The sequence below is a fragment of the Pseudomonas furukawaii genome, assembly GCF_002355475.1.
Classification (GTDB): Bacteria; Pseudomonadota; Gammaproteobacteria; order Pseudomonadales; family Pseudomonadaceae; genus Metapseudomonas; species Metapseudomonas furukawaii.
On record NZ_AP014862.1, the window covers coordinates 2,830,365 to 2,856,124 of the forward strand.

Here is a 25,760-nt window from a genome sequence, read left to right on the forward strand (position 1 = left end):
ACAAGAGGACAATGCCCATGGCCATGCTCGAATCCCTCGATACCTCCCCCAGCTTCGCCGCCGACGAGGTCGAAGCCAGTCTCCCCGACAGCGTGACCGGCTACCGCAGCTTCAGGCTCGGCGCCTTCACCCTGTCCCGCGACGAGTACTTCGTGCGCATCCAGTGGCCCGCCAAGGGCCAGCAGCGCTCCCACCTGATCCCGGCGGACGCCTTCCTCCGCGCCACCATGCGAGACGTGGCCTGGGGCTTCTTCTACGGCTGGGTGAATTTCGACGACGTCATCGGCACCCGCAACCACTACGGCAAGGTCGATCTCTACGCCGGCACCTTCAATGGCGTGCTGCGGGAAGCGGGCGTCGACTACACCGAGCGGTTCGAGACGCCGAAGATCATGGCCACCTTCAAGGCCATCCTGCGGGACTGGACCAACGCCGGCTTCGACCCCTTCGCCGCGCCGGAGGAGACCGGCAGCGCCTTCGGCCGCAAGAAGGGCGACAACCTGGAGGCCATCGAGCGCTTCCGCGTGGCCACCCGATGCATGCCGGGCCTGCCGGACGATTCGCCCCTGCGGGATGACCTGCCGGTGAACCGCCAGTTCGCCGACGTGCCCCAGGACGAGCCGGAGATTCATGCCGCCGAAGGCTTCGAGGGCGAATTGCACGCCTTCAACCTCTACAAGTACCTGTCCCGTTCCGACGTCACCTGGAACCCCTCGGTGAGTTCGGTGTGCAAGGCGAGCCTGTTCTGCCCGACCACCGAGGAGTTCATTCTCCCGGTGTTCCACGGCAACGACCGGGTCGAGTGGTTCCTGCAGCTGTCCGACGAAATCATCTGGGACGTCGCGGACAAGGACGACGGCAGCCCCCGCGCCCGCATCACCATGCGTGCCGGCGACATCTGCGCCATGCCGGCGGACATCCGTCACCAGGGCTACTCCACCAAGCGTTCCATGCTGCTGGTCTGGGAGAACGCCACGCCGAACCTGCCCCAGCGCTACGAAAGCGGCGAACTGAAGCCGTACCCGGTGGAGTTCTGAGGTCGATTCGCCCCAGAAGGGAACACCATCTCGTCATCCACAGACGCCGTGGTTCGCCACGGCGCCCGGAGAGCTTTACCCATGCAGAACCAACTCTTCATCGATGGCCGTTTCGTCCCGGCCCTGAAGGGCGGGACACTCGAGGTCCTGTCGCCCCATGACGGCTCGCTGATCACCCGCATCGCCGCTGCCGAGGCCGAGGACGTGGACCTGGCCGTCGCCGCCGCCAAGCGGGCCTTTCCAGCCTGGGCGGCGTTGTCCGGCGCCGAGCGTGGCCGCCTGCTGCTGAAGCTGGCGGACAGCATCGAGGCCCATGCCGAGGAGCTGGCGCAGCTGGAGTCCCTGGATACCGGCCATCCGCTCCGCGACTCCCGCAGCCTCGACGTGCCGCGCACCGCAGCCTGCTTCCGCTACTTCGGCGGTATCGCCGACAAGATCGAAGGGTCGGTGATCCCGGTGGAAACCGGCTTCCTCAACTATGTGCAGCGCAAGCCCATCGGCGTGGTGGGGCAGATCGTGCCCTGGAACTTCCCGCTGATGTTCACCAGCTGGAAGATGGGACCGGCCCTGGCGGCGGGCAATACCGTGGTGATCAAGCCTTCGGAGATCACGCCGCTGTCCACCCTGCGCATCGCCGAGCTGATGAAGGACGTGGGGTTCCCGGACGGCGTGGTCAACGTGGTGCCGGGCTATGGTCACACCGCCGGCCAGCGCCTGGCGGAACACGAGGACGTGGGCAAGATCGCCTTCACCGGGTCCACCGCCACCGGCCGCCGCATCGTCGAGGCCTCCCAGGGCAACCTCAAGCGCGTGCAGCTGGAACTGGGCGGGAAGGGCGCCAATATCGTCTTCGAGGACGCCGACCTGGACGCTGCGGTCAACGGCGCCGCCTGGGCCATCTTCCACAACCAGGGCCAGGCCTGCATCGCCGGTGCGCGCCTGATGCTGCACGAGCGCATCGCCGATGAATTCCTCGAGCGCTTCGTCGGCCTGGCGCGTTCCATACGCCTGGGGGACCCCATGGACCCGGACACCGAGATGGGGCCGCTGACTTCCGCCCAGCACCGTGACCGCGTGCTGGCCTATGTCGACATCGCCCGGGCCCAGGGCGGTCGCGTCCTCACCGGTGGCAAGGCCCCCAGCGACCCGGCCCTGGCCGGCGGCTGCTACATCGAACCCACGGTGGTGGAGGCCCAGCCCCACCACAGGGTGGCCCAGGAAGAGGTCTTCGGACCCTTTGTCACCGTGCTGCGATTCTCCAGCGACGAGGAGGCCCTGGCCATCGCCAACGGCACGCAGTACGGGCTTGGCAGCGGCCTCTGGACCCGCGACCTGCAGCGCGCCCACCGCATGGCGGCTGGCATCCAGGCCGGCATGTGCTGGATCAACTGCTACAAGCGGGTGAGCCCGGGCAGCCCCTTCGGCGGTGTCGGCCAGTCGGGCTATGGTCGTGAAATGGGCTTCGAGGCCATCCACGACTACACCGAGGCCCGCTCCGTGTGGGTCAACGTGGACGCGAAGATTCCCCCCCACTTCAAGCGCTGAGGTCGCCCATGACTCCCTTCATCTATCAGGGCCTGGCATCCCGCGTGGTATTCGGGCCGGGCAAGCTGGAACACCTGGCCGAGGAAATGGACCGGCTGGGCGTCCGTCGGGCGCTGGTCCTCACCACGCCGGAGCAGGCCCACCTGGGCGAGCGGGTGGCGGCGATCCTCGGCGACCGCGCCGCCGGCCTCTATCCCCACGCGGTGATGCATGTGCCGGTGGAAGTGGCCCGGGCCGCCCGCGTCGAAGCCGAGCGCCGCGCCGCCGACTGCTGCCTGGCCATCGGCGGTGGTTCCACCATCGGCCTGGGCAAGGCCATCGCCCTGGAGTCGGGCCTGCCGATCCTGGCGGTGCCCACCACCTACGCCGGCTCGGAAATGACGCCCATCTACGGCATGACCGAGAACCGCCTGAAGAAGACCGGGCGTGACGCCCGGGTATTGCCGAGGACGGTGATCTACGACCCCGAGCTGACCCTGAGCCTGCCGGCCGGGATCTCCGCCTGCTCCGGCATGAACGCCATGGCCCACGCGGTCGAGGCCCTCTACGCCCAGGATGCGAACCCCATCGTCAGCCTGATGGCGGAAGAATCCATCCGCGCCCTGGCGGAGTCCCTGCCGGGTGTGGTGGCCGATCCGCAGGATCTGGAGGCCCGCAGCCGCGCCCTCTACGGCGCCTGGCTGGCGGGCATCTGCCTGGGTTCGGTGGGCATGGCCATCCACCATAAGCTCTGCCACACCCTGGGCGGCACCTTCAACCTGCCCCATGCCCAGGCGCATTCGGTGGTGCTGCCCCACGCGGTCCACTACAACCGCGAAGCCGCCGCAGGGCCGCTGGCCCGCGCCGCCCGAGCCCTGGGTGGGCGATCGGCGGAGGACGTGGGGGCGCTGTTGTTCGCCCTGAACCGGCGACTGGGTATTCCGGCGTCCCTGGCGGAGCTCGGCCTGCCCGAGGAAGGGCCGGCGGAAACCGCCGAGATCGCCTGTGCCAGCCCCTACTACAACCCGCGCCCCTTCGAGCGCCAACCCATCGAGGCCCTGCTGACCCGCGCCTGGCAGGGCCTGCCCCCCGGCTGACGACTCGCAGGAGGCGCATGGCGCCCCTGCGGACACCGCTCCATGACCCTCAACGGGAACAGAAGATGCACAGGATCCCGCCCAACGAAGCGAAGATTTCCGCCCAGGCCGTCGCGGCCTTCGGCAACACCCCCAACCCCCGCCTGCGGCAGGTGCTGCAGAGCCTGGTGAGTCACCTGCACGCGTTTGCCAGCGAGGTCGAACTGACCGAGGACGAGTGGCTGGAGGGTGTCCGTTTCCTCACCGACACCGGGAAGCTCTGCGATGGCGTGGTGCGCCAGGAGTTCATCCTGCTGTCGGATGTGCTCGGCCTGTCCATGCTGGTGGATGCCATCAACCACCGCGCCGGCGAAACCGCCACCGAGTCCACGGTGTTCGGCCCCTTCTACATCGCAGGGATGCCGGAGCGCCAGGCGGGGGAGAGCATGGCCTTCACCCCGGGCCAGCCCGCCCTGGTGCAGGGGCGGGTGCTGGACCCGGCGGGCGAGCCGGTGGCCGGTGCCGTGCTGGATGTCTGGCAGACCGCCGACAACGGCATGTATTCCGGCCAGGACCCGGAACAGCCCCTGGCGAACCTGCGGGGGCGCTACCGCACCGATGGGGAGGGACGCTTCGCCATCCGCACCATCATCCCGGTGAGCTACCCGATTCCCACCGATGGGCCGGTGGGACGCCTGCTGCAGGCCAGCGACCGCCATCCGTGGCGACCGGCCCACCTGCATTTCATGGTCACGGCCGAGGGGCATCGCACCCTGGTCACCCACCTGTTCAACCATGACGATCCCTACCTGGAGTCGGATGTGGTGTTCGGCGTGAAGGATTCCCTCAAGGTGGTCTACCAGCCGTGCCGGGCGAATCATCCCCTGGCGACGCGCTACGGGTTCGAAGGGGACTTCCACCTGGCCACCTATGATTTCGTGCTGGAGCATCCATGAGCCGGTACTTCGCGGTGTTCGCCACCGATAAGCCCGACCGGCTGGCCTTGCGCGATCGCATCCGTCCAGCCCATCGCGAGCACCTGCGCAATCCCTATCCCCATCGGGTGGTGGTGCGCCTCGGCGGCCCCACCCTGGACGGCTGCGATGGCCGCATGAATGGCACCCTGCTGGTGGTCGAGGCCATGAGCCTGGCGGATGTGCAGGCGTTCCTCGGGGACGATCCCTATGTACGGGAGGGCTTGTTCGAGCGAATCGAGATCCGTCCCTGGAACTGGGGCCTGGGCAATCCGGAGTTGCGGGGATGAGCCGGCTCTGCGACCTGCATGCCATCGCCGACGGGGGCGCCCTGGCGCTCCAGGCCGAGGTCGGGGGGCGGCCTGAACCCCTGGTGCTGGTGCGCCGGGGGGATCAGGTCTGGGCCTATCGCAACCGTTGCCCGCATTTCTCGGTGGGCCTGGACTATCGCCCGGGCGAGTTCAGCACCTACCGGGGCCAGGTACTGATGTGCGCCCACCACAGCGCACTGTTCCGCTTCGAGGATGGCCAGTGCATCGAGGGCCCCTGCGAGGGGAGCCGGCTGGAGGCCGTGCCGGTGCGCGTGCTGGAGGGGCGGGTCATGCTGCTGTGACGCGCCGGGACCGCAGGTGTCATGTGCTCCCGGCACCCCTGCCTTCACGGATGCCAATGCCCGTTCCCGCCTAACCTGCGATAAGGGCGCATCAGTGTGCAGAGGCGGGAACCGATGAACCTGTTCGAAGATATGCGGGTGTTCGTAGTGGTGGTGGAGGCCGGGGGCTTCTCCGCCGCGGCGCAGCGGCTCAACATCGCCAAGTCGGTGGTCAGCCGGCGCATGGGGGGCCTGGAGCGGCACCTGGAGTGCCGGCTGTTCAACCGCACCACCCGACGCCTCAGCCTGACCGAATCCGGGCTGGACTACTTCGAGCGTGCCCAGCGCATTCTTGGCGACCTGGCGGAGGCCGAGGAGGCCACCCGCAGCCTGCAGACCGAGCTGCGGGGCCGGTTGCGGCTGGCGGCGCCCATGTCCTTCGGCCTCAAGTACCTGACCCCGGCCCTCAATGCGTTCATGCAGGCGCACCCGGGGCTCGAGGTGGAGCTGGACCTCAATGACCGCTACGTGGACCTGGTGAACGAAGGCTATGACCTCACCCTGCGCATCGGTCGCCTGCCTGACTCCACCCTGGTGGCGCGGGAGCTGGGTCCCTGTCCCCACGCGGTCTGTGCCAGTCCGGGGTATCTCGCGGACCACGGCACGCCCCGGGTGCCTGAGGACCTGCGGGAGCATCAGGTCCTGGGGTACAAGAACCGCGCCAGCGGCAGCCAGTGGCAATTCAAGGTGGAGGGCGAGTGGCGCTCCGTGGTGGTGCGCCCACGGCTCATCGTCAACAACGGCGAGGCGCTGGTCCAGGCGGCGGTGGACGGCTTGGGGCTGGTGTCGCTGCCGCGTTTCCTGCTGGAGGAAAACCTGGCCGCGGGGCGGCTGATCGAGGTGTTGCCGGACTATCCGCTGCCCGCCTCGCAGATCTATGCGGTCTGTCCGCCGGGGCGGCGATTGCCTGCGAAGGTGCGGGCCTTCATCGACTTCCTGGTGGTGCGATTTTCGAGCTGAGGGCCCGCCGGGAGGCGTCGGCGGCTTCATCGGCCTGCTAGGATAAGGGCACTTTTCAGCAGATGGATCGTGCCATGTCCACCGAGATTCACGCCCAGTTCGCCGATGCGCCCCTGAACGCCATCGAGGCCCGCCTGCTCGGCAGCCTGATCGAGAAGCAGGCCACCACGCCGGAGTCCTATCCCCTCACCCTCAACGCCCTGGTGCTGGCCTGCAACCAGAAGACCAGCCGCGAGCCGGTGATGAACGTCACGCCGGGCCAGGCCGGCCAGGCCCTGCGCAGCCTGGAGGCGCGCGGGCTGGTGAAGCTGGTGATGGGCAGCCGGGCGGATCGTTGGGAGCAGCGGACCGACAAGGCGCTGGAGATCGTCCAGCCGCAGTTGATCCTGATCGGCCTGCTGTTGCTGCGCGGGCCGCAGACCCTGGGCGAGTTGTTGACCCGGAGCAACCGCATGACCGACTTCGACGACACCGAAGACGTTCGTCACCAGCTGGAGCGCCTCATTGGGCGAGGGTTGGCGGTGTTGATGCCGCGCCAGGGCGGCCAGCGGGAAGACCGCTACATGCACCTGATGGGTGATCCGGGCGACCTGGAGGCGCTGCTGGAAGCCCGCGCCAGCCAGCCCGAGCGGGGCGAGTCCCGCGCGGCGGCCGACGCTCGCATCGAGGAGCTGGAAGCCCGCGTCGCCGACCTGGAGGCGCGCCTGGCGCGTCTCGAGGATCGCGACGCCTGACTTCGTGCGGGGCGCCCCGGCTGTCCGTCGATGTCGCCCCGCTGATTTCCCCGTCACGGTGGACCTGAGATGCTGTCGACACCGTGCAACACCGCCTTGAGGTACTCATGAAAATCAGATCTGACTTCGACAGCGGCAATATCGAAGTGCTGGACGCCAGCAATCCCGAGCAGGTGTTGCTGGCCATCCGGCCGGACCTGAAAAGCCACCACTTCCAGTGGTTCCACTTCAAGGTCGAGGACATGGTGCCCGGCCAGCGTCACGGCTTCAGCCTGACCAACGCCGGCCAGTCCGCCTACAGCCACGCCTGGGCCGGCTACAACGCGGCGGCGTCCTACGACCAGGTGAACTGGTTCCGCGTCCCCAGCCAGTTCGACGACAAGGGCCTGCATTTCGCCCTGGAGCCCACCCACGAGCAGATCTGGTTCGCCTATTTCGAGCCCTACAGCCGCGCCCGCCACGACTGGCTCATCAGCGAAGCCCTGGACAACGCCGGGGCCGAAGTGCTGGCCGTGGGCAAAAGCGTCGAGGGCCGGGACATCCCGCTGTTGAGGGTCAGCCGTAATCCCGCCGCCCAGCGCAAGGTCTGGATCATCGCCCAGCAACATCCCGGCGAGCACATGGCCGAGTGGTACATGGAGGGGGTGATCGAGCGACTGTCGAAGTCCGGCGATGCCGAAATGGCCGCGCTGCTGGACAAGGCCGACCTCTACCTGGTGCCGAACATGAACCCGGACGGCGCCTTTCGCGGCCACCTGCGCACCAATGCCGCCGGCAAGGACCTGAACCGCGCGTGGCAGTCGGCCAACGACAGCGAAACGCCCGAGGTGTTCTTCGTCCAGCAACAGATGCGCAAGGTGGGGGTGGACCTGTTCCTCGACATCCATGGCGATGAGGAGATTCCCCACGTGTTCACCGCCGGCTGCGAGGGCAATCCGGGCTATACGCCGCGCCTGGCGTCCCTGGAAAACGAGTTTCGCCAGCGCCTGGTGGACATGGGTGCGGAGTTCCAGACGACCTTCGGCTATCCCCGCGACGAGCCGGGCCAGGCCAATACCACCCTGGCCTGCAACGCGGTGGGCATGGCGTTCGACTGCCTGTCTTTCACGATCGAGATGCCCTTCAAGGACCACGACGACAACCCGCACCCGCGCACGGCCTGGAACGGCGAGCGTTCCAAGCGCCTGGGCAAGGATGTGCTGTCGGTGATCGCGGCGATGGTCGAGCGGCTGCGCTGACCGGGGCGGTGCGTTGCCCTTCGGGCGACGCACCGCAGGGCGTCACGTCAGATCCCGCATTCGTTCTGCAGGTTGGCCTGGGTGACGTTGCTTTGCGGCGGCACGCTGCGGGTCAGCCAGACGTTGCCACCGATGGTCGAGCCCTTGCCGATGGTGATGCGGCCGAGGATGGTGGCGCCGGCGTAGATCACCACGTCGTCTTCGACGATGGGGTGGCGCGGCTGCCCCTTCTGCAGGTTGCCCTCCTCGTCGGCGGGGAAGCGCTTGGCGCCCAGGGTCACCGCCTGGTAGATGCGCACACGCTCACCGATGATGGCGGTCTCGCCGATGACCACGCCGGTGCCGTGGTCGATGAAGAAGCTCTTGCCGATCTGCGCGCCGGGGTGGATGTCGATGCCGGTGGCGGAGTGGGCGATCTCGGCGATCATCCGCGCCAGCAGCGGCAGGCCGGCCTGGTAGAAGTAGTGGGCCAGGCGGTGGTGGATCACCGCGTGGACGCCGGGGTAGCAGATCAGCACCTCATCGACGCTGCGCGCCGCCGGGTCGCCCTGGAAGGCGGCCAGAACGTCGGTATCCAGCAGCACCCGCAACCTGGGGAGGGTGGCGGCGAAACCCTTGACGATCTCGATGGCCTGGCAGGCGATGTCATCGCCGCTGGCGCCATTGTGCCGGGCGGCGTATGACAGCTCCCGGCGCACTTCGCCGGCCAGGGCGTTGAGCGCCACGTCCAGGGTGTGGCCGACGTAGAAGTCCTCGCTTTCCTCCCGAAGGTCCGCCGGGCCCAGGCGCATGGGGAAGAGGGCGCCGGAAAGGGCCTCGATGATGTGCCCGACGGTGATGCGCGAAGGCAGCTCGCGGCCGCCTCTGTCCTGCAGCCGGCCATGCTGGCTGCGCCATTGGGCGCGGGCGTCACGCAGTTCGCTGACGATCTGGTCCAGCTGCCAGTTGACCGGCCGGCAGCCGGTGGCGACGTAGGGGAGTCGATTCATGGGGGTACCTGTAATACGCGGTCCGAATCGCTATAGCCTGCGGAAAATCAGCGGATTTTCGCAAGCGGATTTTCAATCCGCCGGCACCAAGGGCTGGCCCTGCTGGCGTGGCGACGCGGTGGCCGTGCAGCCCACGGACGCGAGGATGATGCAGAGGATCGCCAGCCATTGAAGCAGGGACAGTTGCTCGCCGAGGAACAGCAGGCCCGAGAGGGCGCCGAAGGCCGGTTCGATGCTCATCAGCGTGCCGAATGTCTGCGCGGGCAGGCGCGTCAGGGCGATCATTTCCAGGCTGTAGGGGATCGCCGTGGACAGCAGGGCCACGCCGAGGGCGACCGGCAACAGTTCCGGCCGGAGCAGGTCGGTGCCGGCATGGACGATACCCACCGGCGCGATGACCAGCGCCGCCACCAGCACCCCGAGGGCGGCCCCCTGCATGCCGTGGTCGCTGCCGGTGCGTTGGCCATAGAGGATGTAGAGCGCCCAGCAGACTCCGGCCCCCAGCGCGTAGCCGATGCCGACGAGGTCGAGGTGGGCGTCGGTCTTGCCCAGGGGCAGGAGCAGCCAGAGTCCCAGCACCGCGAGCGCGATCCAGACGAAGTCGATGGGTTTGCGCGAATTGAACAGCGCCACCGCCAGGGGGCCGGTGAACTCCAGGGCCACGGCGATGCCCAGGGGGATGCTGCGCAGGGACATGTAGAACAGCAGGTTCATGCCGCCCAGCGCCACGCCGTAGAGGATCAGCGGGACTATGGATGACCGGGTGAGGCGGGCCCGCCAGGGCCTCAGGATCAGCGCCAGGATGATGGCCGCGAACACCAGGCGCAGTGTGGTGGTGCCCTGTGCGCCGATTTCCGGGAACAGGCTCTTGGCCAGGGACGCACCGCTCTGGATCGAGGCCATGGCCACCATCAAGACGGAAACAGGCAGCAGGGTGGAGGCAAGGCGTTGCGAAAGGGCAGGCATCGGGGCGGTTCCGGCAGGTCGGGCGGGGCTGGAATGTTGGTCTGGTTATGTGCAACATAATGCTCAAATGGCCGGAAATGAGCAATATGTTGCCCAAGTCGGATGAGCGTCCCAATGTCCTCGAACACGTCTCGGAGAACGTCCGCCGGTTGCGGCGTGCGGCGGGGCTCAGTCAGGAAGCCCTGGCCAGCGCGGCGGGCGTGAGCCGGCGGATGCTGGTGGGGATCGAGGGGGGCGACGTGAACGTCAGCCTGGCGACCCTGGACCGCATCGCCGCCGCCCTGGGGGTGCTTTTCCCCGACCTGGTGCAGCGGCCCGATCGGCCCGACCGCTCGCGGATCGACGTGGTGGCCTGGGTGGGCGAGCGGCCCGGCAGCCGCGCGACCTTGCTGGCCAGTTCGGCCACCCGTCACGAAGTGGAGCTCTGGAGCTGGTCCCTGGCGCCGGGCGAGCGCTACACCGCCGAGCCGGACGCCGAAGGCTGGCGGGAGATGATCTACGTGATCGAGGGGCGGCTCAGCGTCTACCGGGGTGACCTGATGCAGGCGGTGGAGGCGGGGGATTTCCTCGTTTTCGGCAGCGACCAGCCCTACACCTACGCCAATGAAGGCGAGGCGCTGCTGCGGTTCGTTCGCAATGTCCTGACCTGAGCCTCAGAGGTGGAGGCCGAGGTTCACCATCATCGCGGAGTTGCCCAGCAGCACCATTTCACCCCCCAGCCTGCCGACCTGGAGGCCTGCCGAGGGAATGATGGCCGGCGCTACGCCGAAGCGGTTGAGCGGGATCTTGTCCCGGTACTCCCCCCTGTAGCCCTGGATCAGGCCACCCGTGACCTTGAGGTAGAAGGGGTTTGAGTCGCTGTCGTAGCGCTTGCCGACATAGGCGTACTGGCTGCGTTGGCGGAACGAGTTGCGGAAGGTCGCTCCGCCCGCCACCCGGCCATCCCCGGCCTGGTACTCGAGGCCGAGCAGGTCCTGGTTGTTGTTGTGGATCGGGTCCGGATGGAAGTGGCGGGTATAGACGCTGGTCTGCAGGTACCAGGCATCGTCGGCCTGGGCGAGGGTTGACGTCACTGCGACCAGGGCAAGGATCAGCGATAGGACGACTTTCATGGTTCCGGCGCTCAGATAGGTAGGCTGTTTCCTACGATGCTTAGGATTTTCCTCCTAGGAACCTGAACGGCGACTGTCAGTTTGCTGAACCGATTGAGCCCTTCGTCGGCCTGCCGAGCATCCCCGGCAGGGGGCAGCGCACTCAGTCGTTGGCAGGCTCGTCCTCGTCTTCGCCAGCATCGCCGCCAAAGGCATCCAGGCAGCGCAGGCGATGCTCGCCATCAGCGCCTGCCAGCGTCCAGGTGCCGCTCTCGGCGTCGAAGCGCGCGCCCTGTACCGCCGCCTGGGTGAAGCGCCACTCGCGACGGGTCCGGCCGTCCATGCATTCCACCCGCAGCAGCAGGGCGTCGGGGTTACCCGGTTCGCCGGCGGCGAGGGCCTTGACCAGCGGCAGGTCCAGGCCGAAATGCCAGGCATGCAGGTCGTCGATTTCCAGCATGTCGGTGGCCTGGAGCGCGTCCAGCAGGGATTCGTGGGTCATGGGTTTTCCGTCCGTTGGTGTGGGGCGCGGCATGATACGCGAGGGCTGCCCCTCATTGCTCTTCCGGTCTTTCGAGGTACTGCTGGTTCTCGTCGCGGATGCGCTTGCCCTCCTCATCGTAGAGGAAGGGCAGGAACATGTAGCGACGCCCTCCGGTGACGGGCGTGGCCTCGTGCAGCAGCGAGCAGGAGAACACCACCGCGCCGCCGGTGGGCGCGCTGTAGTGGCTGCGGCCGAACTCGGGGAAGCGCAGGTACCCGCCCTCGTACTCGCCACTGTTGAGGAACAGCGACACGGCGAAGCGGCGGTGGGCGGTGCCCTTGGTGGTGTTGTCGCGATGGGGGCGGAAATGCCCACCTTCCTCGGCGTCGTAGCAGGCCACCAGGTAGCGTTCCATTCGCGTGGCCTGGAACTGGAAGGCCTTGCGCAACTCCGGCACCAGCCGCGTGGTGATGCGGTGCATGCAATGCCGGCGCAGCTCGGGGTCGTCGAGGGCGCAGTCGCGGCGTTGCTTGTGATCGTGATGGATGACCTGCACCGTCTTGCCGTCCTTTTCGACCATGTAGCCCGACTCGGTGCCGCCCTGGCGCTCGTAGTAGTCGATCAGGGCCTTGCACAGGCCCGGCTCGAAGATGCGTGGCACCACCAGCACCGGAGCCTGGGGCTGGGCGTAGTTGGGCTGCGGCATGGGCTCCTGGGCATCCAGCAGCTCGATCAGGCGAGCCACGTGCCCCTCACCGCCGGGCGCGATGGGCACCACCGAGATGACCCGCAGCCGCAGGTCCAGCAGGTAGCTCATCTGCCGGATGGCGCCATTGGGCTGCTGTGCGCCGTAGAGGGTGCAGATGCTGCGGTCGAAGTCCCAGAAGAAGCGCAGCCCCGGTAGCAGGTCCACAAGCCGTTGCCGTTCCCGGTCGCGCGGGTCGACGCTGACGCCGAAGAAGCTGGCGCGGTCGTCGTCGAAGGCATCGCGGCGGGCGAGCAGGTCGTCGAGGACCCGCGCGGCGGAAGGGTCGGAGGATGAGCCGAGGAAGGTCAGGACGATGTAGCGCCCCGCTGCGGTATCGAAGGTGAAGCGGTCGCGGCTGGGGGTGCTGCTGGTGAACCAGGGCACCGCCACTCCCGGCTCCAGCGGTGAGATGGGCTGGGTCATGGTTGCCTCCTTTGCCTTGGTCTCAACCTAGACCAGGCGGCGGGAGCTTGCCTCGCCAGGCGCCGGATGCCGCTTTCGGGCGTCCGAACGGTCCCCGTGAAGGCCCGGGACCTTCGCTGAAGCGGCCCCGTCCCACCTTGGGACGGAGCGCTTCGGGGGTATGCCTCAGTAGTCGTTCTTGCAGCCGGTGCCCCAGACCAGGTACTCGATGGTGCGCTCCTGCATCTGGCTGTCCTCGTAGGTCATGCGCGCGGGTCCGACGCCACAGAAGGTGGACAGGTCGGTCATCTGCACCACGCGGGCGATGTCCAGGTGGACGCCGTACTGGTACTCGGTGACGGGTTGTGTCGCCTGGTCGGTACTGGCGGCCAGGGCGGCGCTGGAGGCGAGGCTCATGCTCAAGGCGACGACAAGGGTCTTCATGGTGCTTTCTCCTGCTGGAGAGGTGAGGTTGCGGGACATCCCGCGCCTACTGACCGTCCGGTGCCGGGCGGATGCCCCGGCCGGTGGTCATGCTCGATAGCACGCCATCCCGGAGGATGAGTGCGTGATGGAGGGCCGCCGCCAGGTGCGCCAGGATGCCGGCGAAAAGCAGGTACGCCAGTACAGTGTGGGCCAGGCGCAGCCACCCATGGAGGTCGGCGTCCCGTGGGGCGATGGGCGGCATCACCAGGCTGCCGTTGAGTACCACGGGGTTGCCGGCCGCCGACTGCATGGCCCAGCCCACCAGGGGCAGGGCGATCATCAGGCCGTAGAGCAGCAGGTGGGAAAGGCCGGCGAGGCGGCGTTGCCAGCGCGGCATGCTGGCCGGCAGCGCCGGCACCGGGCGGGCCAGGCGAACGATGAGCCGCAGCACCGCCAGGGCCAGCAGGATCAGGCCCAGGGGCTTGTGCAGGGCGACCAGGACGCTGTGGCGGGGCGACAGGTCCGTCACCATGCTGACGCCGATGAACAGCATGGCCAGCAGGCCCGCCGCCATCAGCCAATGGATCGCCCGCAACAAGGGGGAGAAGTGGGTCGCTTTACTCATGGCGGGACTCCTTGGCCGGAGCAGGGGCGCCCTCATGGGTACGCCGGTTGTAGGAAACCGCATAGGCGGCGGAGCGGGCGGCCAGCAGCGGGTCGTCGGAGGCCTCGATGCCGTCCGGCAGCACCAGCGGGTCGAAGTTGATGTCACGGCAGGCGCCCTGGTCCTGAGCCTCGGCGCGCTCCACCACGAGGGTGCCGGCGTCCACCTGGCGGCGCTCGGCGGGCCACTGGCGGGTCGCGTCGTCGGTGGGGTCGCCGGCTTCGGCCAGGGTCAGCATCAGGTGCCAGCGAAGCGGGCCTTCGGCCAGCCGGCGCTGGAGGTCCCGGGAGAGGAAATCCGGGTCCTGTCCCGCCTCGCCCAGCGGCGCGAAGGGCGCTTCAGGTTGGATGCTCCAGCGCACGTAGCGCTGCTCGCCCGCCGCATTGACCAGGCGGAACGCGTTGATGCCGTGATAGGGAATGTTGGCGAAGCTGTCGCTGGGCACGGCCTTGGCCGACCAGGCGCGGAAGGCGGCGGTTTCCGGGTGGGCGGCGAAGAAGGCCTGCATCTTCGCCGGGTCCGGCTTGCCGGTGGCCGGGTCGGGGCGGGCCGCCAGCACCTGCTCGTAGAACGCCTCCGGTGTCGCCACCGCCAGTACCGGCGGCGTGTTCATCGCCGTCCGCCACTGTTCGCCGTTCGGCAACTGGAACTGCAGGGCCATGCTGCGGGTGGCGACGGCGGCGTCCGGCGCGTGGGGATTGCTGCCGCCAATGGCCAGCCGGCCGATCACGGCCGTCCGTCCCGGCGCGAAGACGCCGGCACGCGACAAGCCCTGGGCCTGCCCGTTGCTCTCGAAATAGCCGGCGATGCAGATGCCCTTGGCGTGGTTCTTGCGATAACCGGGGAAGGTGCCCGCATTGGCCTCGAAGGCATCGATGATGTGCTGCGGCGTCAGGCGTTGCGGGCCGATCCAGCCGCCGGCATAGGCGAAGGCCGCGGCCAGTCCGCCGATGGTCAGGCCGATGATCGCGAGCCGTACCGCGCGATCCAGCCCCCTGGGTGTTGCCTCGTTCATGGGATACTCCCGGGCGTCGTGCCCTTGTTCATGAGCCGGTGTGACGGGGCCCGAGGGGATTTATTCCCGACCGGGAATAAAATCCTTCCTGGTGCGTCTCCCTCTGCATCCCGGACTGACGAGACACACGAACGGACCATGAACATGATCGATGACGCGGAACTGCGCGCCTTGTTACAGCGGCTGCGACGATTCGCGCTCTGGCTGACCCGCAATTCCGCCACCGCCGATGACCTGGTGCAGTCGACCCTGGAGCGCGCGCTGAGTCGCTGGAGCGGGAAACGTGAGGGCGATCTGCGCGCCTGGCTGTTTTCCATCCTCTATCGGCAATTCCTCGATGGGGAGCGCAAGGCGCGGCGTCATGCGCGCTTTCTGGCGTTCTTCGGTGGGCGGGAGGAGGAAGTCCCCTCGACCGAGGAGCGGGTGATGAACCAGTCGACCCTCGAGGCCTTTTCCCGGTTGTCGGCGGAGCAGCGCGCCTTGCTGGTGCTGGTCAGCGTGGAGGGGCTCAGTTACAAGGAGGCCGCCGAGGCCCTCGACATTCCCATCGGCACCGTGATGTCCAGGCTCTCCCGGGCGCGCAAGGCGCTGCGGGAGCTGGCCGAGGGCGAGATGTCCAACCCCCGTTTACGGGTACTGAAATGAACGCATTCGATCCCAGCGAAGACGACCTGCACGCCTACCTCGATGGCCAGTTGAGCGCCGAGCAGTGCCAGGCGGTGGAGGCCTACCTGGCCGCCAATCCGGAGGTGGCCGCCCAGGTGGAAGCCTGGCGGCGCGACGCCCAGTCGCTGCGCGCGGCGCTGGCCAACCCGGGCCTGGCGCCCAATCCGCGCCTGGACCCGGCCGCGATCCGGGCCTCGCTTCGGGCGCGCAGGAACCGGCGCCTGGCCCTGGCCGCGTCCTTCGTGATCGCCCTTGGCGTGGGCGGCCTGGGGGGCTGGCAGGCCCGTGACATCAGCCTGCTGGCGGCCAATCCGCCCATGCAGGATGCCCTCCAGGCCCATCGCCTGTTCGCGTCGAATCCGGTGGTGGATGTGGCGGCGCGCCAGCCGGCGGAGCTCCAGGCCTGGCTCGACCAGCGCTTCAGCCATGCGGCACGGATTCCCGATCTCAGCCCCTATGGCTTCGTGCCGGTGGGCGGGCGCTGGCTGGTGACGGAGCAGGGTGCCGCCGCGCTGTTGCTGTTCGAGGATGGCCAGGGCCAGCGGGTCAGCCTCTACCTGCGGGCGCCGGGCTCGCTCTATCCGAACATGCGCAACGGCAAGCGCCGGGAGGGCGAGCTGGAGGCGCGCTACTGGTCCCGCGACGGCTACAACTACGCGCTGGTCAGCCGCGAGGGCGATCCCCGCGCCGACGAGCTGGGACGGGCGCTGGCGTTCTAGCCCGGGCTACCAGTCCAGCCTGAGCGCGCTTTCGAAGGCGCGGGGCAAGCCGCTGAGGGGGTCGTCGAAGGCGAGGCTGCGGGCCAGCAGCTTGAGTGGGCGCCGATAGTCGTCGGCGCCGCCCTTGTCGGTCAGTTCGGGGTAGAAGCCGTCATTGCAGATGGGCGCGCCCAGGGCTGCCAGATGGACCCGGAGCTGATGCTGCTTGCCGGTGATGGGGTAGAGGTCGTAGCGCCAGAACTCGCCGTTCCGCTCCAGCACCTCCAGGCGGGTGCGGGAGTTGGGTTCGCCAGGCACTTCCTGCATGCGGAAGAAGGGTTCGCCCTTGGCGATCCGGGTTTCCCGCAGCAGGGGGAACCGCAGGTCCGGCAGGGCCGGGGCGATGGCTTCGTAGCGCTTGTGGATGCGGCGGTCGCGGAACAGTTCGTGGTAGGCGTTGCGGCTGGCGGGATTGGCGGAGAACAGCACCAGCCCGGCGGTGTGGCGGTCGATGCGGTGCAGGGGCACCAGGTGGGGGTTGCCCAGGCGACGGGTGAGGCGCGCCTGGAGCGTCTCCTCCACGTACTCGCCGGCGGGCATCACCGGCAGGAAGTGGGGCTTGTCGGCCACCACCAGGTGTTCGTCCGCATGGAGCACCGTCTCGACGAAGGGAATCGCCTTCTCACCCTTCACTTCCCGGTAATAGTGGACCCGCAGCGCCACCTGGTAAGGGTGCCCGGGGCCCAGCCGGTTGCCCTGGCCATCGGTCACCTTGCCGTTCTCCATGCGCTCCAGCCAGGTCTCGCGGGAGATGGCCGGGAACCGCTCGCACAGGCAGTCGAGGACGGTGCGCCACGGACCCTGGGGAAGGTGCAGGATGCTGGGGCGGATGCTGGGGGACTGGGACATGGAGTGTTTCGGCGCGTTTCTCGGGCGGGGCATTAGGCCGCAGCGACCTGACCGGAGTCAAAGGCAGAGGATAGAATGCACCGTCGCGCGCCGGGCGGGCAGGAGCCCCGCCACGACGAATGCGTCGTTGCAGGCGCGCGCCAGGATATTCGATCAGAAGAGGACCGATGTATGCATTTCAAGCCCGTTTCCCTCAGTCTCGCCCTGGCCGGCCTGCTCCTGGCCGGTTGCAGCTCTACCGACAAGGCGACTGAGCCCAAGGCCGCCGCGCCTGCCACCGAGTCGTCCTCCAGCGCCGCCGCCCCGTCGTTCACCGGCAGCTGCGATTCCTCCGCGGTCGCCTCCTTCGTCGGCAAGAAAGCCGACGGTGCGCTGGTGGAACAGGCCCAGCGCCAGTCCGGCGCGGAAACCGCCCGTGTCCTGCGCCCGCACCAGCCGGTCACCATGGAATACAACTCCCGCCGCCTGAACATCGATGTCGACGACGCCGGTGTGGTCAAGCAGCTCAGCTGCGGCTAGTGAACCCCGGGCATCAGGGGATGCCCGCCTTCGGGTGGACCCGGCGTCGCCGGTCCACCATTGGAGTCCCAGCCCTCGGGCGAGGACAGGCAAGGGGCTCAGAGCTGCCTGAGCATGTCCTCCAGATGCACGAACTCCAGTTGATGCGCCGCCGCGACGCCGGCGTTGGTCAGGCGGCCCTTGGCGACGTTGAGGCCATGACGCAGGTGCAGGTCGTCTTCGAGGGCCTTGCGCGTTCCCTTCTGGGCCAGGGTGATGACGAACGGCAGGGTGGCGTTGTTCAGTGCCAGGGTCGAAGTACGCGCCACGGCGCCGGGCATGTTGGCGACGCAGTAATGCACCACGCCATCCACCACGTAGGTGGGGTCGGCATGGGTGGTGGCCCGGGAGGTCTCGGCGCAACCGCCCTGGTCGATGGCCACATCCACCAGCACCGCGCCTTCCTGCATGCGCGTCACCATCTCGGCGCTGACCAGCTTGGGCGCCGCAGCGCCGGGAATCAGCACGCCGCCTATCACCAGGTCCGCCGCCAGGACCTGCTCGCGAACGGCCGCGTGGGTCGAATAGAGCGTGGTGATGCGATTGCCGTAGAACGCATCCAGTCGGCGCAGGGCGTCGACGCTCTTGTCCAGCACCGTGACCTGGGCGCCCAGGCCGACCGCCATCGCCAGGGCATGGGTGCCCACCACGCCGCCACCGAGGATCACGACCTTGCCGGGGGCAACGCCCGGCACGCCGCCCAGCAGCACCCCGCGACCGCCCCGGGCCTTCTCCAGGCAGCTGGCTCCCGCCTGGATGGACATGCGGCCGGCCACCTCCGACATGGGGGCCAGCAGCGGCAGCCGGCCGTGGCTGTCGGTCACGGTCTCGTAGGCGATGCAGGTGGCGCCCGAGGCCATGAGCTCGTCGGTCTGGGGGCGATCGGGCGCCAGATGCAGGTAGGTGAAGAGTGTCTGGTCGGGGCGCAGCCGCGCGCGTTCCTGGCTCAGCGGTTCCTTGACCTTGACCACCAGTTGCGCCTGGTCGAACACTTCCGCGGCATCGCCCGCCAGGCGGGCACCGGCGGCCTGGTAGTCCTCGTCGCTGAAGCCGATGGCGGCGCCGGCGCGGGTCTCCACCCAGACGTCATGCCCCAGGCGGGTGAGCTCGGCCACCGACTGCGGGGTGAGCCCGACGCGGTACTCGTGGTTCTTGATCTCCTTCGGCACTCCGATACGCATGGCGACCTCCAGGGGTTCCCGTTGCCTTCCTGAACAAGTGTAGGAATCCCTCGGGGGCGCCCCCGCCGAATAGCGGCTGGATTTCAGGGAAATTCCCTGAAAATTCGTCGCAGGACCTGAATGCCCCCGGCGACTGTCACCTGTCGCGGTCCTTTTGCGTGTTCTTCACCAGGCCGCCCAGCAGGTCCACCGGCAGGGGGAAGACGATGGTGTGGCTCTTGTCGGTGGCGATGGAGCCCAGGGTCTGCATGTAGCGCAGTTGCATGGCGCCGGGCTGGCGGCTGAGCATTTCCGCCGCCTGCATGAGTTTTTCCGAGGCCTGCAACTCGCCCTCCGCGTGGATCACCTTGGCCCGCCGCTCCCGTTCCGCTTCGGCCTGGCGGGCGATGGCGCGGACCATGGATTCATTGATGTCCACGTGCTTGATCTCCACGTTGGCCACCTTGATGCCCCAGGCGTCGGTCTGGGCGTCGAGGGCCTGCTGGATATCCACGTTGAGCCGTTCGCGCTCGGCCAGCATTTCATCCAGCTCGTGCTTGCCCAGTACGGCACGCAGGGTGGTCTGGGCCAGCTGGCTGGTGGCCGTGAGGAAGTTCTCGACCTGGATGATGGCCCGCTGCGGGTCCAGCACGCGGAAGTAGAGCACCGCGTTCACCTTCACCGAGACGTTGTCCCGGGAGATCACGTCCTGGGGCGGCACATCCAGCACCACGGTCCTCAGGTCGACCCGCACCATCTGCTGGATGGCGGGGATGATCAGCACCAGCCCCGGCCCCTTGACCTTCCAGAACCGGCCCAGCTGGAACACTACGCCCCGTTCGTACTCGCGCAGGATGCGGATCGCCGAGGCCGCCAGGAGGACCAGCAGGAAGATGAGGGTGGCGAAGCTCAGGGGAAAGGCCATGGTCAGACTCCTTTGGGCGGCTCGTCGTCCGCGGTCACATCCAGCAGCACACCGTTGCGGGCCCGCACCCGTATCCGCTGGCCTCGCGTGAGGGGCGTGTCGCTGCGTACCTGCCAGCGCTCGCCCTGCAATTGCACCCAGCCACTGCGATCGTCGCCTGGCGACAGATCCAGCAACGTCGCTTCGCTGCCCACCAGGCCGGCATCGCCGCTGACGAGGACGCGTCGGCGGGCGCGCAGGGCCATGGCGACGATGGCGAAGATGAACAGGGCGCTGGACACCGCCACGGTGACGATCAGCGCCAGGGGGATGCCAAGGCCGGGGACGTCGGTGTCGATGAGGATCACGGCGCCCACCACGAACGCGGCGATGCCACCGAAGCCGATGATGCCGAAGCTGGGCATGAAGGCCTCGGCCGCCATGAACAGGATGCCCAGGAGGATCAGTGCGATCCCCGCGAAGTTCACGGGCAGCAGTTGCAGGGCGTAGAGGGCGAGGATCAGGCAGATGCCGCCGATCACCCCGCCGACTCCGCTGCCGGGGTTCGAGAATTCGAAGATGAGTCCGTAGACGCCGATCATCATCAGGATCAGGGCGACGCTGGGGTTGGTGATCACCGCGAGGATCTGCGCCCGCCAGTCGGGTGCGCGTTCCACCAGGGGCGCGCCCTGGGTCGCCAGGGTCAGCTTCCGCCCGCCCATTTCCAGCACCCGGCCATCCAGCTTGGCGAGCAGGTCCGGGACATCATGGGCGAGGAGATCCACCACCTTCTGCCGTTGCGCGTCCTCGGCCGCCAGGCTCACGGACTCGCGCACGGCCCGCTCGGCCCAGGTGGCGTTGCGTCCGCGCAACTGGGCCAATCCGCGAATGTAGGCGGCCGCGTCGTTGACCTGCTTGCGCGTGAGGGTTTCGGCGTTGTCCGGTGCCTGTTCCTGCGGTTTCTTCTCCTTGCCGTCGCCCGTTGGCTTGTCCCGCTCCGGCTGGCCCGGCATGCCGCCGATCTGCACCGGGGTGGCGGCGCCCAGGTTGGTGCCGGGGGCCATGGCGGCGATGTGGCTCGCGTAGAGGATGTAGGTGCCGGCACTGGCGGCCCGGGCGCCGCTGGGCGCGACGAAACTGGCCACGGGCACCGGGCTGGCGAGGATCGCCTTGATGATGCTGCGCATGGAGGTGTCGAGGCCGCCGGGCGTGTCGATGCGGATCACCACCAATTGCGAGCCATCCGTCTCGGCGTGGGCGATGCCCCGGGTCAGGTAATCGGCGGTGGCCGGGCCGATGGGGCCATCCACCGTCAGCACGGTGACGCTACCGGCCGCCAACAGGGCGCCGGGCCAGAGCAGGAGCAGGTAGATCAGCCAGCGGACCATGGGGGCCTCCCGCCATGCCGTGTTCAGTTACAGCATAGTTGAGGCCGTTCGTCGGGTATTCGGCTGGCGGGCGCCGGGGGCGAGCGGATCTTCACGTCCGCTCGTTCGCCCTTAAGAGGCTGCGTGGAACAGCGGCTTGCAGGCCCTGGCGATCTCCTCGACATGGCGCGGGTCGGTACCGCAGCAACCGCCCATGACGTTGATCTGCGGCAGGCGCTGGCGCAACCGCGCGTACAGGGCGCCCAGTTCCTCGGGGTCGCCGCTGTCCAGGGTCGTGGCCTCGTTGAGTTCGGCGTGGCTGCGCCGCGAGGCATTGGCGCGAAGGCCCCGGATGCGCTGGACCCAGCCACTGCCGGGCGTGAGCACGGATTCGAAGTGGTCCGGGTGGGCGCAGTTGATCATGTAGTAGGCCGGGTAGCCGGCGGTCGCCGCATCCACCTGTTCGATGGCCGCCTGCAGGGACTGGCCGGTGGGCAGGCGCCCATCGGTCTCCACGGTGAAGGAGATGACCACGGGCATCCGCGCATCCCGGGCCGCCAGGGCGATGCCGACGGCCTCTTCCACGTAGTTCATGGTGAGGGCGCTGACCAGGTCGGCGGAGGTTTCGGCGAAGAGCTCCACCTGTTCGCTGTGGTAGTGCCGGGCCTGCTCCTCGTCCATCGCCTCATCGGCGACATAGCCGTCGCCCCGGGGGCCTACACAGCCGCTTATGACCATGGGCGCGCGCCCGCCGGCCCGTTCGTCGCGCAGACCCTGCAGCAGGGCGATGGCCTGGCGGTTGGCCGTCGCCAGGCCCTGGGGCGTGAAGCCGAGTTGCCTCGCCCAGTCGGGATTGGCGCGCCAGGTGGGGCTTTCCAGGATCAGCCCGGTGTCGTGGTGGCTGGCGATGGCGCAGTAGGCACGGAAGTACCGGCGCAGGGCTTCCTGCCCGTCGGGATAGTTGAGCAGGACGAAGGCGGCGAAGTCGGGAAGGGCGATGCCCTCGTGGAAGACCAGGGTGGTTTCGATGCCGCCGTCGGTGAGGAACAGTTCACCCTCCAGTTGTGGCAGGGCGTTGCGGAAGTGGGTCATGGCCGGGGACTCCAGGACCTGTAGGGGGATCGATTCCCGCCCCGGCGGGTTCTGGCGCAAAGGGGGCGGGCAGCCGGTTCGGCCTCGGGCGGGTTATTCGATCCCTGGCGTGGCCCGCAGGCCGGGCGCCGGGCGGTTCCCGGGCCCGACGCTCATCAAGGAAGGCTAGCACCCGCGCGGAGCGGGAATCGCGTGGCCGGATGGGTGGGAGTCCGTGCGCACGCTCCTGCGGGCGGCCCGTCAGGGCCGCGTGGCGTCGGTGGCGTCGTTGCGTTCGTGACGGTAGGCGCTCACGGCCTCGTACACCGCCTTGCGCAGGCGGTTGATGCCGCCGATGGGGCGGTGCTCGGGGAGGGCGTGCCAGGGGTTGAAGGACAGGTTGTCACAGGCGAGGTTCTGCTCCCGGCTGTCGAAGTCCTGGGGCGGCAGCGTGATCCGCGCGACGGTCACGAAGGGGGAGACGGACTCGTCCCATTGGACGCTGGTGTCCTCGATGGGCATGTAGTGCTGGGGATTCTGCTTCTGCACCTGGAAGGCGAAGCAGGCCGGCACACGGTCCAGGGAGAGCTGCTGGTAGAGCGCGCCGCGGAGGAAGTTGGGCAGCGCGGTGTTCTGTTCCGGCAGGGTGTAGGGCGGGCAGCTCTGCGGATCGGGGATGACCCTGTACTTGATGTTGGCCTCGCCCAGCTTGTAGGGGGAGATGGAGCTGTAGGTGGCGTCCACCGGGCTGTCCGGCGCGGGAGCCAGGGTCTGCAGGGCGATGAACAGGTGGCGGATCTCCCAGGTGCGCGGGTCCCAGCCGGGGAAGAAGGCGCCGACCTTCTGGCCGTTGGCCTGGGCGTTGAAGTTCTGTCGGTACTGGGCCACGTCGCGGACGAAGAAGACCGGGTGGTTGAACATCACGAAGTCCTGCTCGGACTGGTGCGCCGGACTCTTCATCAGCTTCTCGCCGGGCACGTCCAGCAGCTTGATGGCCATGCCACGGGCGTCGCGGGCGCTGTCGAACTGCGGGTAGGCGTTGCCGTTGGACAGGCGCATCACCGCTTGCCAGGTCCGGCCCGGTTCGGCGAAGACGCCGGCACGCAGGTCGCTGGCGATGTCCGGCAGGACCCTGACCTCCGCCTTCACGCAGCCGTGGGCCTTGGCGTGAGCGTCGCGCAGCACGCGGGTGTTGTCGCGGTGCTGTTCGACGATGCGCACCGCGTCTTCGATGATGGCGCGGGTGTGGGCCGCCTCGTCGGGGGGGATGACCTCCTCGCTGGGCACCGGGCCGGAGAACTTCCAGCCGTAGTAGGCCTTGCCGATCAGCCAGCCGCCGAGGCCGACGACCACAAGGATGAGAAGGAGCTTGCCTAGCAATCGGCCGAGCCAGAGCCAGAGGCGCTTGAGCATGGGGCTGGGGTCCTTTGTCTGCTTCAGGGACGGCGAGGACTCAGCCCTCGCACTTGGGTCCCGGGGTCCAGGGGCGGGGTTCGACCGGGGTAAGCCCGGCTTCGAGTTCGGGGTTGCCCAGCACCTTGAGGTACTCGATCAGTGCCAGCCGCTCCTCGGGTTCGAGGAAGCGGCCGATCACGCCGTCCTGGCGACAGCCGTCGCGGAATTCGTGGCCGCCGTTGCCGTTGCCCTTGATGCGGGTATCCAGCAGGAAGGCGCCGGGGAATTCGGCGGTCTGGAAGCCGACGAACGTCGGATCGAACTCGAAGCTGCCCACGTGGAACTGGGTGGCGCGTTCGTTGACCGGCGAGAGCAGCTGGAACAGGGTCGGCACGGAACCGTTATGCAGGAAGGGCGGCGTGGCCCAGATGCCGTCCAGGGGGCGTGGCTTGTAGCCGCGCTTTTCCTGGACGCCGATGGGCAGGCCAAAGCCGTCCATCCGGGCGCGCTCCTCGCCGGTGATGCCCGCCTGGCGGTAGGCCTGGTTCTCGACGAAGGCGGTGATGTAGGCCAGGCCCTGGGCGCTGGAAATGCTCTTGAAGTCGATCCGGTCCAGGCTGCCCTCGAACAGTTTCACGTCGAGCCGGGCCAGTTGTTCGCGGGTCCAGCCCAGCTTGCTGATATCGAAACGGTGGTCGGCGATGTTGTCAGCGGTGGTGGAGTCCGTGCCGATTTCCTCGATGGGGATCACGCGCATGTGCCATTCGGGATCACGGGCCGGGGCCATGCGTTGCTCCGGCGGCACCACCCTGGGGGCGTGGCAGTAGGCGCAGTTCTCGGTGAACAGGGCGCGTCCCTGGCTGGCGCGGGCCAGGTCGACCTTGCCGAAGACCTCTTCCGGCCAGCGTGGCGGGCCGAGCTTCTTCAGGGTTTCTTCCAGGGTGTGCAGATCGCGCACGCGGACGCCGGAGGCGTAACGCTCGTCTTCCGCTACGGCGCTGCCGTCCTCCTGGAACAGGTGCAGGGTGGCACCCACACCCAGGGCTTCCCCGATGTTGCGGGCCATGGGCTGCATGGCGGAGGCGTTCCATTGCACCCAGTCGAACTTCCAGATGTCCCAGAGGTGCGGGTAGCTCACCGGTGCGTCCGCCACGCGGTAGTTGGCCGGGTCGATGGCGTCGCCGTAGACGCTGTTGGCGATGCGGCCGAAGGCGTCGGTGCGACCGAAGCCTTCCTCGGTGGGGTAGAGCCCGCGGTGGGTGTCGTTCCAGGCGGTGGCCATCAGGCGGTCGAGGACAGCCTTGAAGTCGCGGCGCAACGCATCCTTGCCTTCCGGATAGCGCTCGCCGAGCACCGCTTCGGCAAAGCGATCGAACTTCAGCGGGTTGTAGTAGGTGAAGGCCATGCTCATGCCCAGGGCCTGGCCAAAGGCACCGCCTTTCAGGGTGGGCACGGTGGAGGCCAGGGAATGCAGGGCGGCGCCCCCGTCGATACGCACGGCCTGGCCCTTGAAGCGCAGCTCGCCGGTGTGGCAGGCGGCGCAGCTGATGTCCAGGTAGTGCTCGCCGGTGTCGGTGTCCTCGTGACGGGTCATGCCGACGGGCAGGTTGCCCGGATTCTGCGGGGTGGCCTGTTGCTTAGGGTCCACCAGGAAGCCGAAACGGGCCAGGTACTCGGGGCGGGCGAAGCGTTCCCGGGAGAAAGGCAGTTCCAGGGCGGTGAACCACGCATAGCGCAGCCCCTTAACCGTGGTGCCCTGGGGCGTGTAGTAGTAGGTCTGGCGGTCCTCTTCGCTCCACTGTTCGAGGTAGTGGAGCTGGCTCGCAGGCTGGTAGCCGGGCAGGTTGGGGTTGGCGATGTAGTAGAGGACGACCGCCAGGCCCGCCAGCAGGAGGAAGAGCAGGGCCCAGAGAATCCGGCGCAGGACACGCATCAGACACTTCCTTGTTGATTGTTGGAATTTCCCAGCTTATGCCAACGAACCTGGGTATTGGCAAGGTGCTATTACAGATTTGTCCTAGTCGACGCGACGTACTTCACGGGCTCACCGAG

The 25,760-nt window shown here is 68.1% G+C and carries 28 protein-coding genes; 13 read left to right on the forward strand and 15 right to left on the reverse strand.

The window, feature by feature from the left end; all coding sequences use genetic code 11:
• Positions 1-17: 17 nt before the first annotated feature.
• The 9 genes from KF707C_RS13165 to KF707C_RS13205 all read left to right on the forward strand — a co-directional run bounded on the left by KF707C_RS13165 (position 18) and on the right by KF707C_RS13205 (position 8,195).
• A complete protein-coding gene (locus KF707C_RS13165) occupies positions 18-1,037 on the forward strand; it encodes a hypothetical protein (RefSeq protein ID WP_003448669.1) in 1,020 nt (339 codons plus the stop codon).
• Between the two features lie 81 nt (positions 1,038-1,118).
• A complete protein-coding gene (locus KF707C_RS13170) occupies positions 1,119-2,582 on the forward strand; it encodes an aldehyde dehydrogenase family protein (protein WP_003448668.1) in 1,464 nt (487 codons plus the stop codon).
• 8 nt (positions 2,583-2,590) lie between these two features.
• Positions 2,591-3,658: a maleylacetate reductase gene (locus KF707C_RS13175; protein ID WP_003448666.1), complete on the forward strand. Its 1,068-nt coding sequence runs from the start codon at positions 2,591-2,593 to the stop codon at positions 3,656-3,658.
• 65 nt (positions 3,659-3,723) lie between these two features.
• Positions 3,724-4,593 carry an intradiol ring-cleavage dioxygenase gene (locus KF707C_RS13180; protein ID WP_036991061.1) on the forward strand — a complete coding sequence of 290 codons (870 nt, stop codon included), beginning with the start codon at positions 3,724-3,726 and terminating at the stop codon, positions 4,591-4,593.
• A complete protein-coding gene (locus tag KF707C_RS13185; protein ID WP_003448661.1) occupies positions 4,590-4,901 on the forward strand; it encodes a YciI family protein in 312 nt (103 codons plus the stop codon). The genes KF707C_RS13180 and KF707C_RS13185 overlap by 4 nt, the downstream gene beginning before the upstream one ends.
• Positions 4,898-5,224, forward strand: coding sequence for a Rieske (2Fe-2S) protein (locus tag KF707C_RS13190; protein WP_003448659.1), 327 nt, complete (start codon positions 4,898-4,900; stop codon positions 5,222-5,224). Before KF707C_RS13185 ends, KF707C_RS13190 begins: the two co-directional genes overlap by 4 nt.
• A 114-nt stretch (positions 5,225-5,338) precedes the next feature.
• Entirely contained in the window at positions 5,339-6,223 is an 885-nt protein-coding gene (locus tag KF707C_RS13195; RefSeq protein WP_003448656.1) for a LysR family transcriptional regulator, read from the forward strand.
• Positions 6,224-6,297: 74 nt separating this feature from the next.
• Complete coding sequence (locus KF707C_RS13200) at positions 6,298-6,957, forward strand: YceH family protein (protein WP_003448653.1); 660 nt, start codon at positions 6,298-6,300, stop codon at positions 6,955-6,957.
• 107 nt (positions 6,958-7,064) lie between these two features.
• Positions 7,065-8,195: a M14 family metallopeptidase gene (locus KF707C_RS13205; protein ID WP_003448651.1), complete on the forward strand. Its 1,131-nt coding sequence runs from the start codon at positions 7,065-7,067 to the stop codon at positions 8,193-8,195.
• A 47-nt stretch (positions 8,196-8,242) separates the two neighbouring features.
• Here KF707C_RS13205 and epsC read toward each other — a convergent pair whose 3' ends face one another.
• Both epsC and rhtA read right to left on the reverse strand, forming a co-directional pair.
• On the reverse strand, positions 8,243-9,184 hold the full coding sequence (gene epsC, locus KF707C_RS13210; protein ID WP_003448649.1) for a serine O-acetyltransferase EpsC: 942 nt from the start codon (positions 9,182-9,184) through the stop codon (positions 8,243-8,245).
• Positions 9,185-9,256: 72 nt separating this feature from the next.
• A complete protein-coding gene (rhtA, locus tag KF707C_RS13215) occupies positions 9,257-10,150 on the reverse strand; it encodes a threonine/homoserine exporter RhtA (protein WP_003448647.1) in 894 nt (297 codons plus the stop codon).
• 77 nt (positions 10,151-10,227) lie between these two features.
• Here rhtA and KF707C_RS13220 point away from each other — a divergent pair, with 77 nt between their 5' ends.
• A complete protein-coding gene (locus KF707C_RS13220) occupies positions 10,228-10,800 on the forward strand; it encodes an XRE family transcriptional regulator (protein ID WP_100244167.1) in 573 nt (190 codons plus the stop codon).
• Between the two features lie 3 nt (positions 10,801-10,803).
• Here the strand turns inward: KF707C_RS13220 and KF707C_RS13225 are convergent, their stop codons facing one another.
• The 6 genes from KF707C_RS13225 to KF707C_RS13250 form a co-directional block, all read right to left on the reverse strand.
• Positions 10,804-11,262 carry a hypothetical protein gene (locus KF707C_RS13225; protein ID WP_003448645.1) on the reverse strand — a complete coding sequence of 153 codons (459 nt, stop codon included), beginning with the start codon at positions 11,260-11,262 and terminating at the stop codon, positions 10,804-10,806.
• 142 nt (positions 11,263-11,404) lie between these two features.
• Entirely contained in the window at positions 11,405-11,743 is a 339-nt protein-coding gene (locus KF707C_RS13230) for a DUF5629 family protein (RefSeq protein WP_003448644.1), read from the reverse strand.
• Positions 11,744-11,795: 52 nt separating this feature from the next.
• The gene (locus KF707C_RS13235; protein ID WP_003448643.1) at positions 11,796-12,896 is read right to left on the reverse strand and encodes a 2OG-Fe(II) oxygenase; all 1,101 of its coding nucleotides are present in this window, start codon (positions 12,894-12,896) and stop codon (positions 11,796-11,798) included.
• Between the two features lie 165 nt (positions 12,897-13,061).
• A complete protein-coding gene (locus tag KF707C_RS13240) occupies positions 13,062-13,319 on the reverse strand; it encodes a DUF2790 domain-containing protein (RefSeq protein WP_003448642.1) in 258 nt (85 codons plus the stop codon).
• 46 nt (positions 13,320-13,365) lie between these two features.
• Positions 13,366-13,926: a cytochrome b gene (locus tag KF707C_RS13245; RefSeq protein WP_003448641.1), complete on the reverse strand. Its 561-nt coding sequence runs from the start codon at positions 13,924-13,926 to the stop codon at positions 13,366-13,368.
• Positions 13,919-14,980: a catalase family peroxidase gene (locus tag KF707C_RS13250; protein ID WP_003448637.1), complete on the reverse strand. Its 1,062-nt coding sequence runs from the start codon at positions 14,978-14,980 to the stop codon at positions 13,919-13,921. The genes KF707C_RS13245 and KF707C_RS13250 overlap by 8 nt, the downstream gene beginning before the upstream one ends.
• A gap of 138 nt (positions 14,981-15,118) precedes the next feature.
• Here KF707C_RS13250 and KF707C_RS13255 point away from each other — a divergent pair, with 138 nt between their 5' ends.
• Complete coding sequence (locus KF707C_RS13255) at positions 15,119-15,625, forward strand: sigma-70 family RNA polymerase sigma factor (RefSeq protein ID WP_003448634.1); 507 nt, start codon at positions 15,119-15,121, stop codon at positions 15,623-15,625.
• A complete protein-coding gene (locus KF707C_RS13260; RefSeq protein WP_003448633.1) occupies positions 15,622-16,365 on the forward strand; it encodes an anti-sigma factor family protein in 744 nt (247 codons plus the stop codon). The genes KF707C_RS13255 and KF707C_RS13260 overlap by 4 nt, the downstream gene beginning before the upstream one ends.
• Before the next feature lie 6 nt (positions 16,366-16,371).
• On the opposite strand, the gene KF707C_RS13265 is transcribed toward KF707C_RS13260, so the two are convergent.
• Positions 16,372-17,253 carry a pseudouridine synthase gene (locus tag KF707C_RS13265; protein WP_003448632.1) on the reverse strand — a complete coding sequence of 294 codons (882 nt, stop codon included), beginning with the start codon at positions 17,251-17,253 and terminating at the stop codon, positions 16,372-16,374.
• A gap of 171 nt (positions 17,254-17,424) precedes the next feature.
• Here KF707C_RS13265 and KF707C_RS13270 point away from each other — a divergent pair, with 171 nt between their 5' ends.
• Complete coding sequence (locus KF707C_RS13270; RefSeq protein WP_003448631.1) at positions 17,425-17,772, forward strand: I78 family peptidase inhibitor; 348 nt, start codon at positions 17,425-17,427, stop codon at positions 17,770-17,772.
• 98 nt (positions 17,773-17,870) lie between these two features.
• On the opposite strand, the gene ald is transcribed toward KF707C_RS13270, so the two are convergent.
• The 6 genes from ald to KF707C_RS13300 all read right to left on the reverse strand — a co-directional run bounded on the left by ald (position 17,871) and on the right by KF707C_RS13300 (position 25,641).
• Positions 17,871-18,992 carry an alanine dehydrogenase gene (gene ald, locus KF707C_RS13275; protein WP_003448630.1) on the reverse strand — a complete coding sequence of 374 codons (1,122 nt, stop codon included), beginning with the start codon at positions 18,990-18,992 and terminating at the stop codon, positions 17,871-17,873.
• Between the two features lie 136 nt (positions 18,993-19,128).
• On the reverse strand, positions 19,129-19,896 hold the full coding sequence (locus KF707C_RS13280; protein ID WP_003448629.1) for a slipin family protein: 768 nt from the start codon (positions 19,894-19,896) through the stop codon (positions 19,129-19,131).
• A 2-nt stretch (positions 19,897-19,898) separates the two neighbouring features.
• Positions 19,899-21,263 (reverse strand): NfeD family protein, encoded by a 1,365-nt coding sequence (locus KF707C_RS13285; protein ID WP_003448627.1) that lies wholly within the window; start codon positions 21,261-21,263, stop codon positions 19,899-19,901.
• A 111-nt stretch (positions 21,264-21,374) separates the two neighbouring features.
• Positions 21,375-22,334 (reverse strand): homocysteine S-methyltransferase family protein, encoded by a 960-nt coding sequence (locus KF707C_RS13290; RefSeq protein WP_003448626.1) that lies wholly within the window; start codon positions 22,332-22,334, stop codon positions 21,375-21,377.
• 240 nt (positions 22,335-22,574) lie between these two features.
• Positions 22,575-23,726, reverse strand: coding sequence for a catalase family protein (locus tag KF707C_RS13295; protein ID WP_003448624.1), 1,152 nt, complete (start codon positions 23,724-23,726; stop codon positions 22,575-22,577).
• A 40-nt stretch (positions 23,727-23,766) separates the two neighbouring features.
• On the reverse strand, positions 23,767-25,641 hold the full coding sequence (locus tag KF707C_RS13300) for a di-heme-cytochrome C peroxidase (RefSeq protein ID WP_003448622.1): 1,875 nt from the start codon (positions 25,639-25,641) through the stop codon (positions 23,767-23,769).
• Positions 25,642-25,760 lie beyond the last annotated feature (119 nt).

Bases quoted from the DNA above. Each gene is read 5' to 3' on its own strand.
- KF707C_RS13165 (WP_003448669.1), top strand. From the start codon at position 18: ATGGCCATGCTCGAATCCCTCGATACCTCCCCCAGCTTCGCCGCCGAC.
- KF707C_RS13170 (WP_003448668.1), top strand. From the start codon at position 1,119: ATGCAGAACCAACTCTTCATCGATGGCCGTTTCGTCCCGGCCCTGAAG.
- KF707C_RS13175 (WP_003448666.1), top strand. From the start codon at position 2,591: ATGACTCCCTTCATCTATCAGGGCCTGGCATCCCGCGTGGTATTCGGG.
- KF707C_RS13180 (WP_036991061.1), top strand. From the start codon at position 3,724: ATGCACAGGATCCCGCCCAACGAAGCGAAGATTTCCGCCCAGGCCGTC.
- KF707C_RS13185 (WP_003448661.1), top strand. From the start codon at position 4,590: ATGAGCCGGTACTTCGCGGTGTTCGCCACCGATAAGCCCGACCGGCTG.
- KF707C_RS13190 (WP_003448659.1), top strand. From the start codon at position 4,898: ATGAGCCGGCTCTGCGACCTGCATGCCATCGCCGACGGGGGCGCCCTG.
- KF707C_RS13195 (WP_003448656.1), top strand. From the start codon at position 5,339: ATGAACCTGTTCGAAGATATGCGGGTGTTCGTAGTGGTGGTGGAGGCC.
- KF707C_RS13200 (WP_003448653.1), top strand. From the start codon at position 6,298: ATGTCCACCGAGATTCACGCCCAGTTCGCCGATGCGCCCCTGAACGCC.
- KF707C_RS13205 (WP_003448651.1), top strand. From the start codon at position 7,065: ATGAAAATCAGATCTGACTTCGACAGCGGCAATATCGAAGTGCTGGAC.
- epsC (WP_003448649.1), bottom strand. From the start codon at position 9,184: ATGAATCGACTCCCCTACGTCGCCACCGGCTGCCGGCCGGTCAACTGG.
- rhtA (WP_003448647.1), bottom strand. From the start codon at position 10,150: ATGCCTGCCCTTTCGCAACGCCTTGCCTCCACCCTGCTGCCTGTTTCC.
- KF707C_RS13220 (WP_100244167.1), top strand. From the start codon at position 10,228: ATGAGCAATATGTTGCCCAAGTCGGATGAGCGTCCCAATGTCCTCGAA.
- KF707C_RS13225 (WP_003448645.1), bottom strand. From the start codon at position 11,262: ATGAAAGTCGTCCTATCGCTGATCCTTGCCCTGGTCGCAGTGACGTCA.
- KF707C_RS13230 (WP_003448644.1), bottom strand. From the start codon at position 11,743: ATGACCCACGAATCCCTGCTGGACGCGCTCCAGGCCACCGACATGCTG.
- KF707C_RS13235 (WP_003448643.1), bottom strand. From the start codon at position 12,896: ATGACCCAGCCCATCTCACCGCTGGAGCCGGGAGTGGCGGTGCCCTGG.
- KF707C_RS13240 (WP_003448642.1), bottom strand. From the start codon at position 13,319: ATGAAGACCCTTGTCGTCGCCTTGAGCATGAGCCTCGCCTCCAGCGCC.
- KF707C_RS13245 (WP_003448641.1), bottom strand. From the start codon at position 13,926: ATGAGTAAAGCGACCCACTTCTCCCCCTTGTTGCGGGCGATCCATTGG.
- KF707C_RS13250 (WP_003448637.1), bottom strand. From the start codon at position 14,980: ATGAACGAGGCAACACCCAGGGGGCTGGATCGCGCGGTACGGCTCGCG.
- KF707C_RS13255 (WP_003448634.1), top strand. From the start codon at position 15,119: ATGAACATGATCGATGACGCGGAACTGCGCGCCTTGTTACAGCGGCTG.
- KF707C_RS13260 (WP_003448633.1), top strand. From the start codon at position 15,622: ATGAACGCATTCGATCCCAGCGAAGACGACCTGCACGCCTACCTCGAT.
- KF707C_RS13265 (WP_003448632.1), bottom strand. From the start codon at position 17,253: ATGTCCCAGTCCCCCAGCATCCGCCCCAGCATCCTGCACCTTCCCCAG.
- KF707C_RS13270 (WP_003448631.1), top strand. From the start codon at position 17,425: ATGCATTTCAAGCCCGTTTCCCTCAGTCTCGCCCTGGCCGGCCTGCTC.
- ald (WP_003448630.1), bottom strand. From the start codon at position 18,992: ATGCGTATCGGAGTGCCGAAGGAGATCAAGAACCACGAGTACCGCGTC.
- KF707C_RS13280 (WP_003448629.1), bottom strand. From the start codon at position 19,896: ATGGCCTTTCCCCTGAGCTTCGCCACCCTCATCTTCCTGCTGGTCCTC.
- KF707C_RS13285 (WP_003448627.1), bottom strand. From the start codon at position 21,263: ATGGTCCGCTGGCTGATCTACCTGCTCCTGCTCTGGCCCGGCGCCCTG.
- KF707C_RS13290 (WP_003448626.1), bottom strand. From the start codon at position 22,334: ATGACCCACTTCCGCAACGCCCTGCCACAACTGGAGGGTGAACTGTTC.
- KF707C_RS13295 (WP_003448624.1), bottom strand. From the start codon at position 23,726: ATGCTCAAGCGCCTCTGGCTCTGGCTCGGCCGATTGCTAGGCAAGCTC.
- KF707C_RS13300 (WP_003448622.1), bottom strand. From the start codon at position 25,641: ATGCGTGTCCTGCGCCGGATTCTCTGGGCCCTGCTCTTCCTCCTGCTG.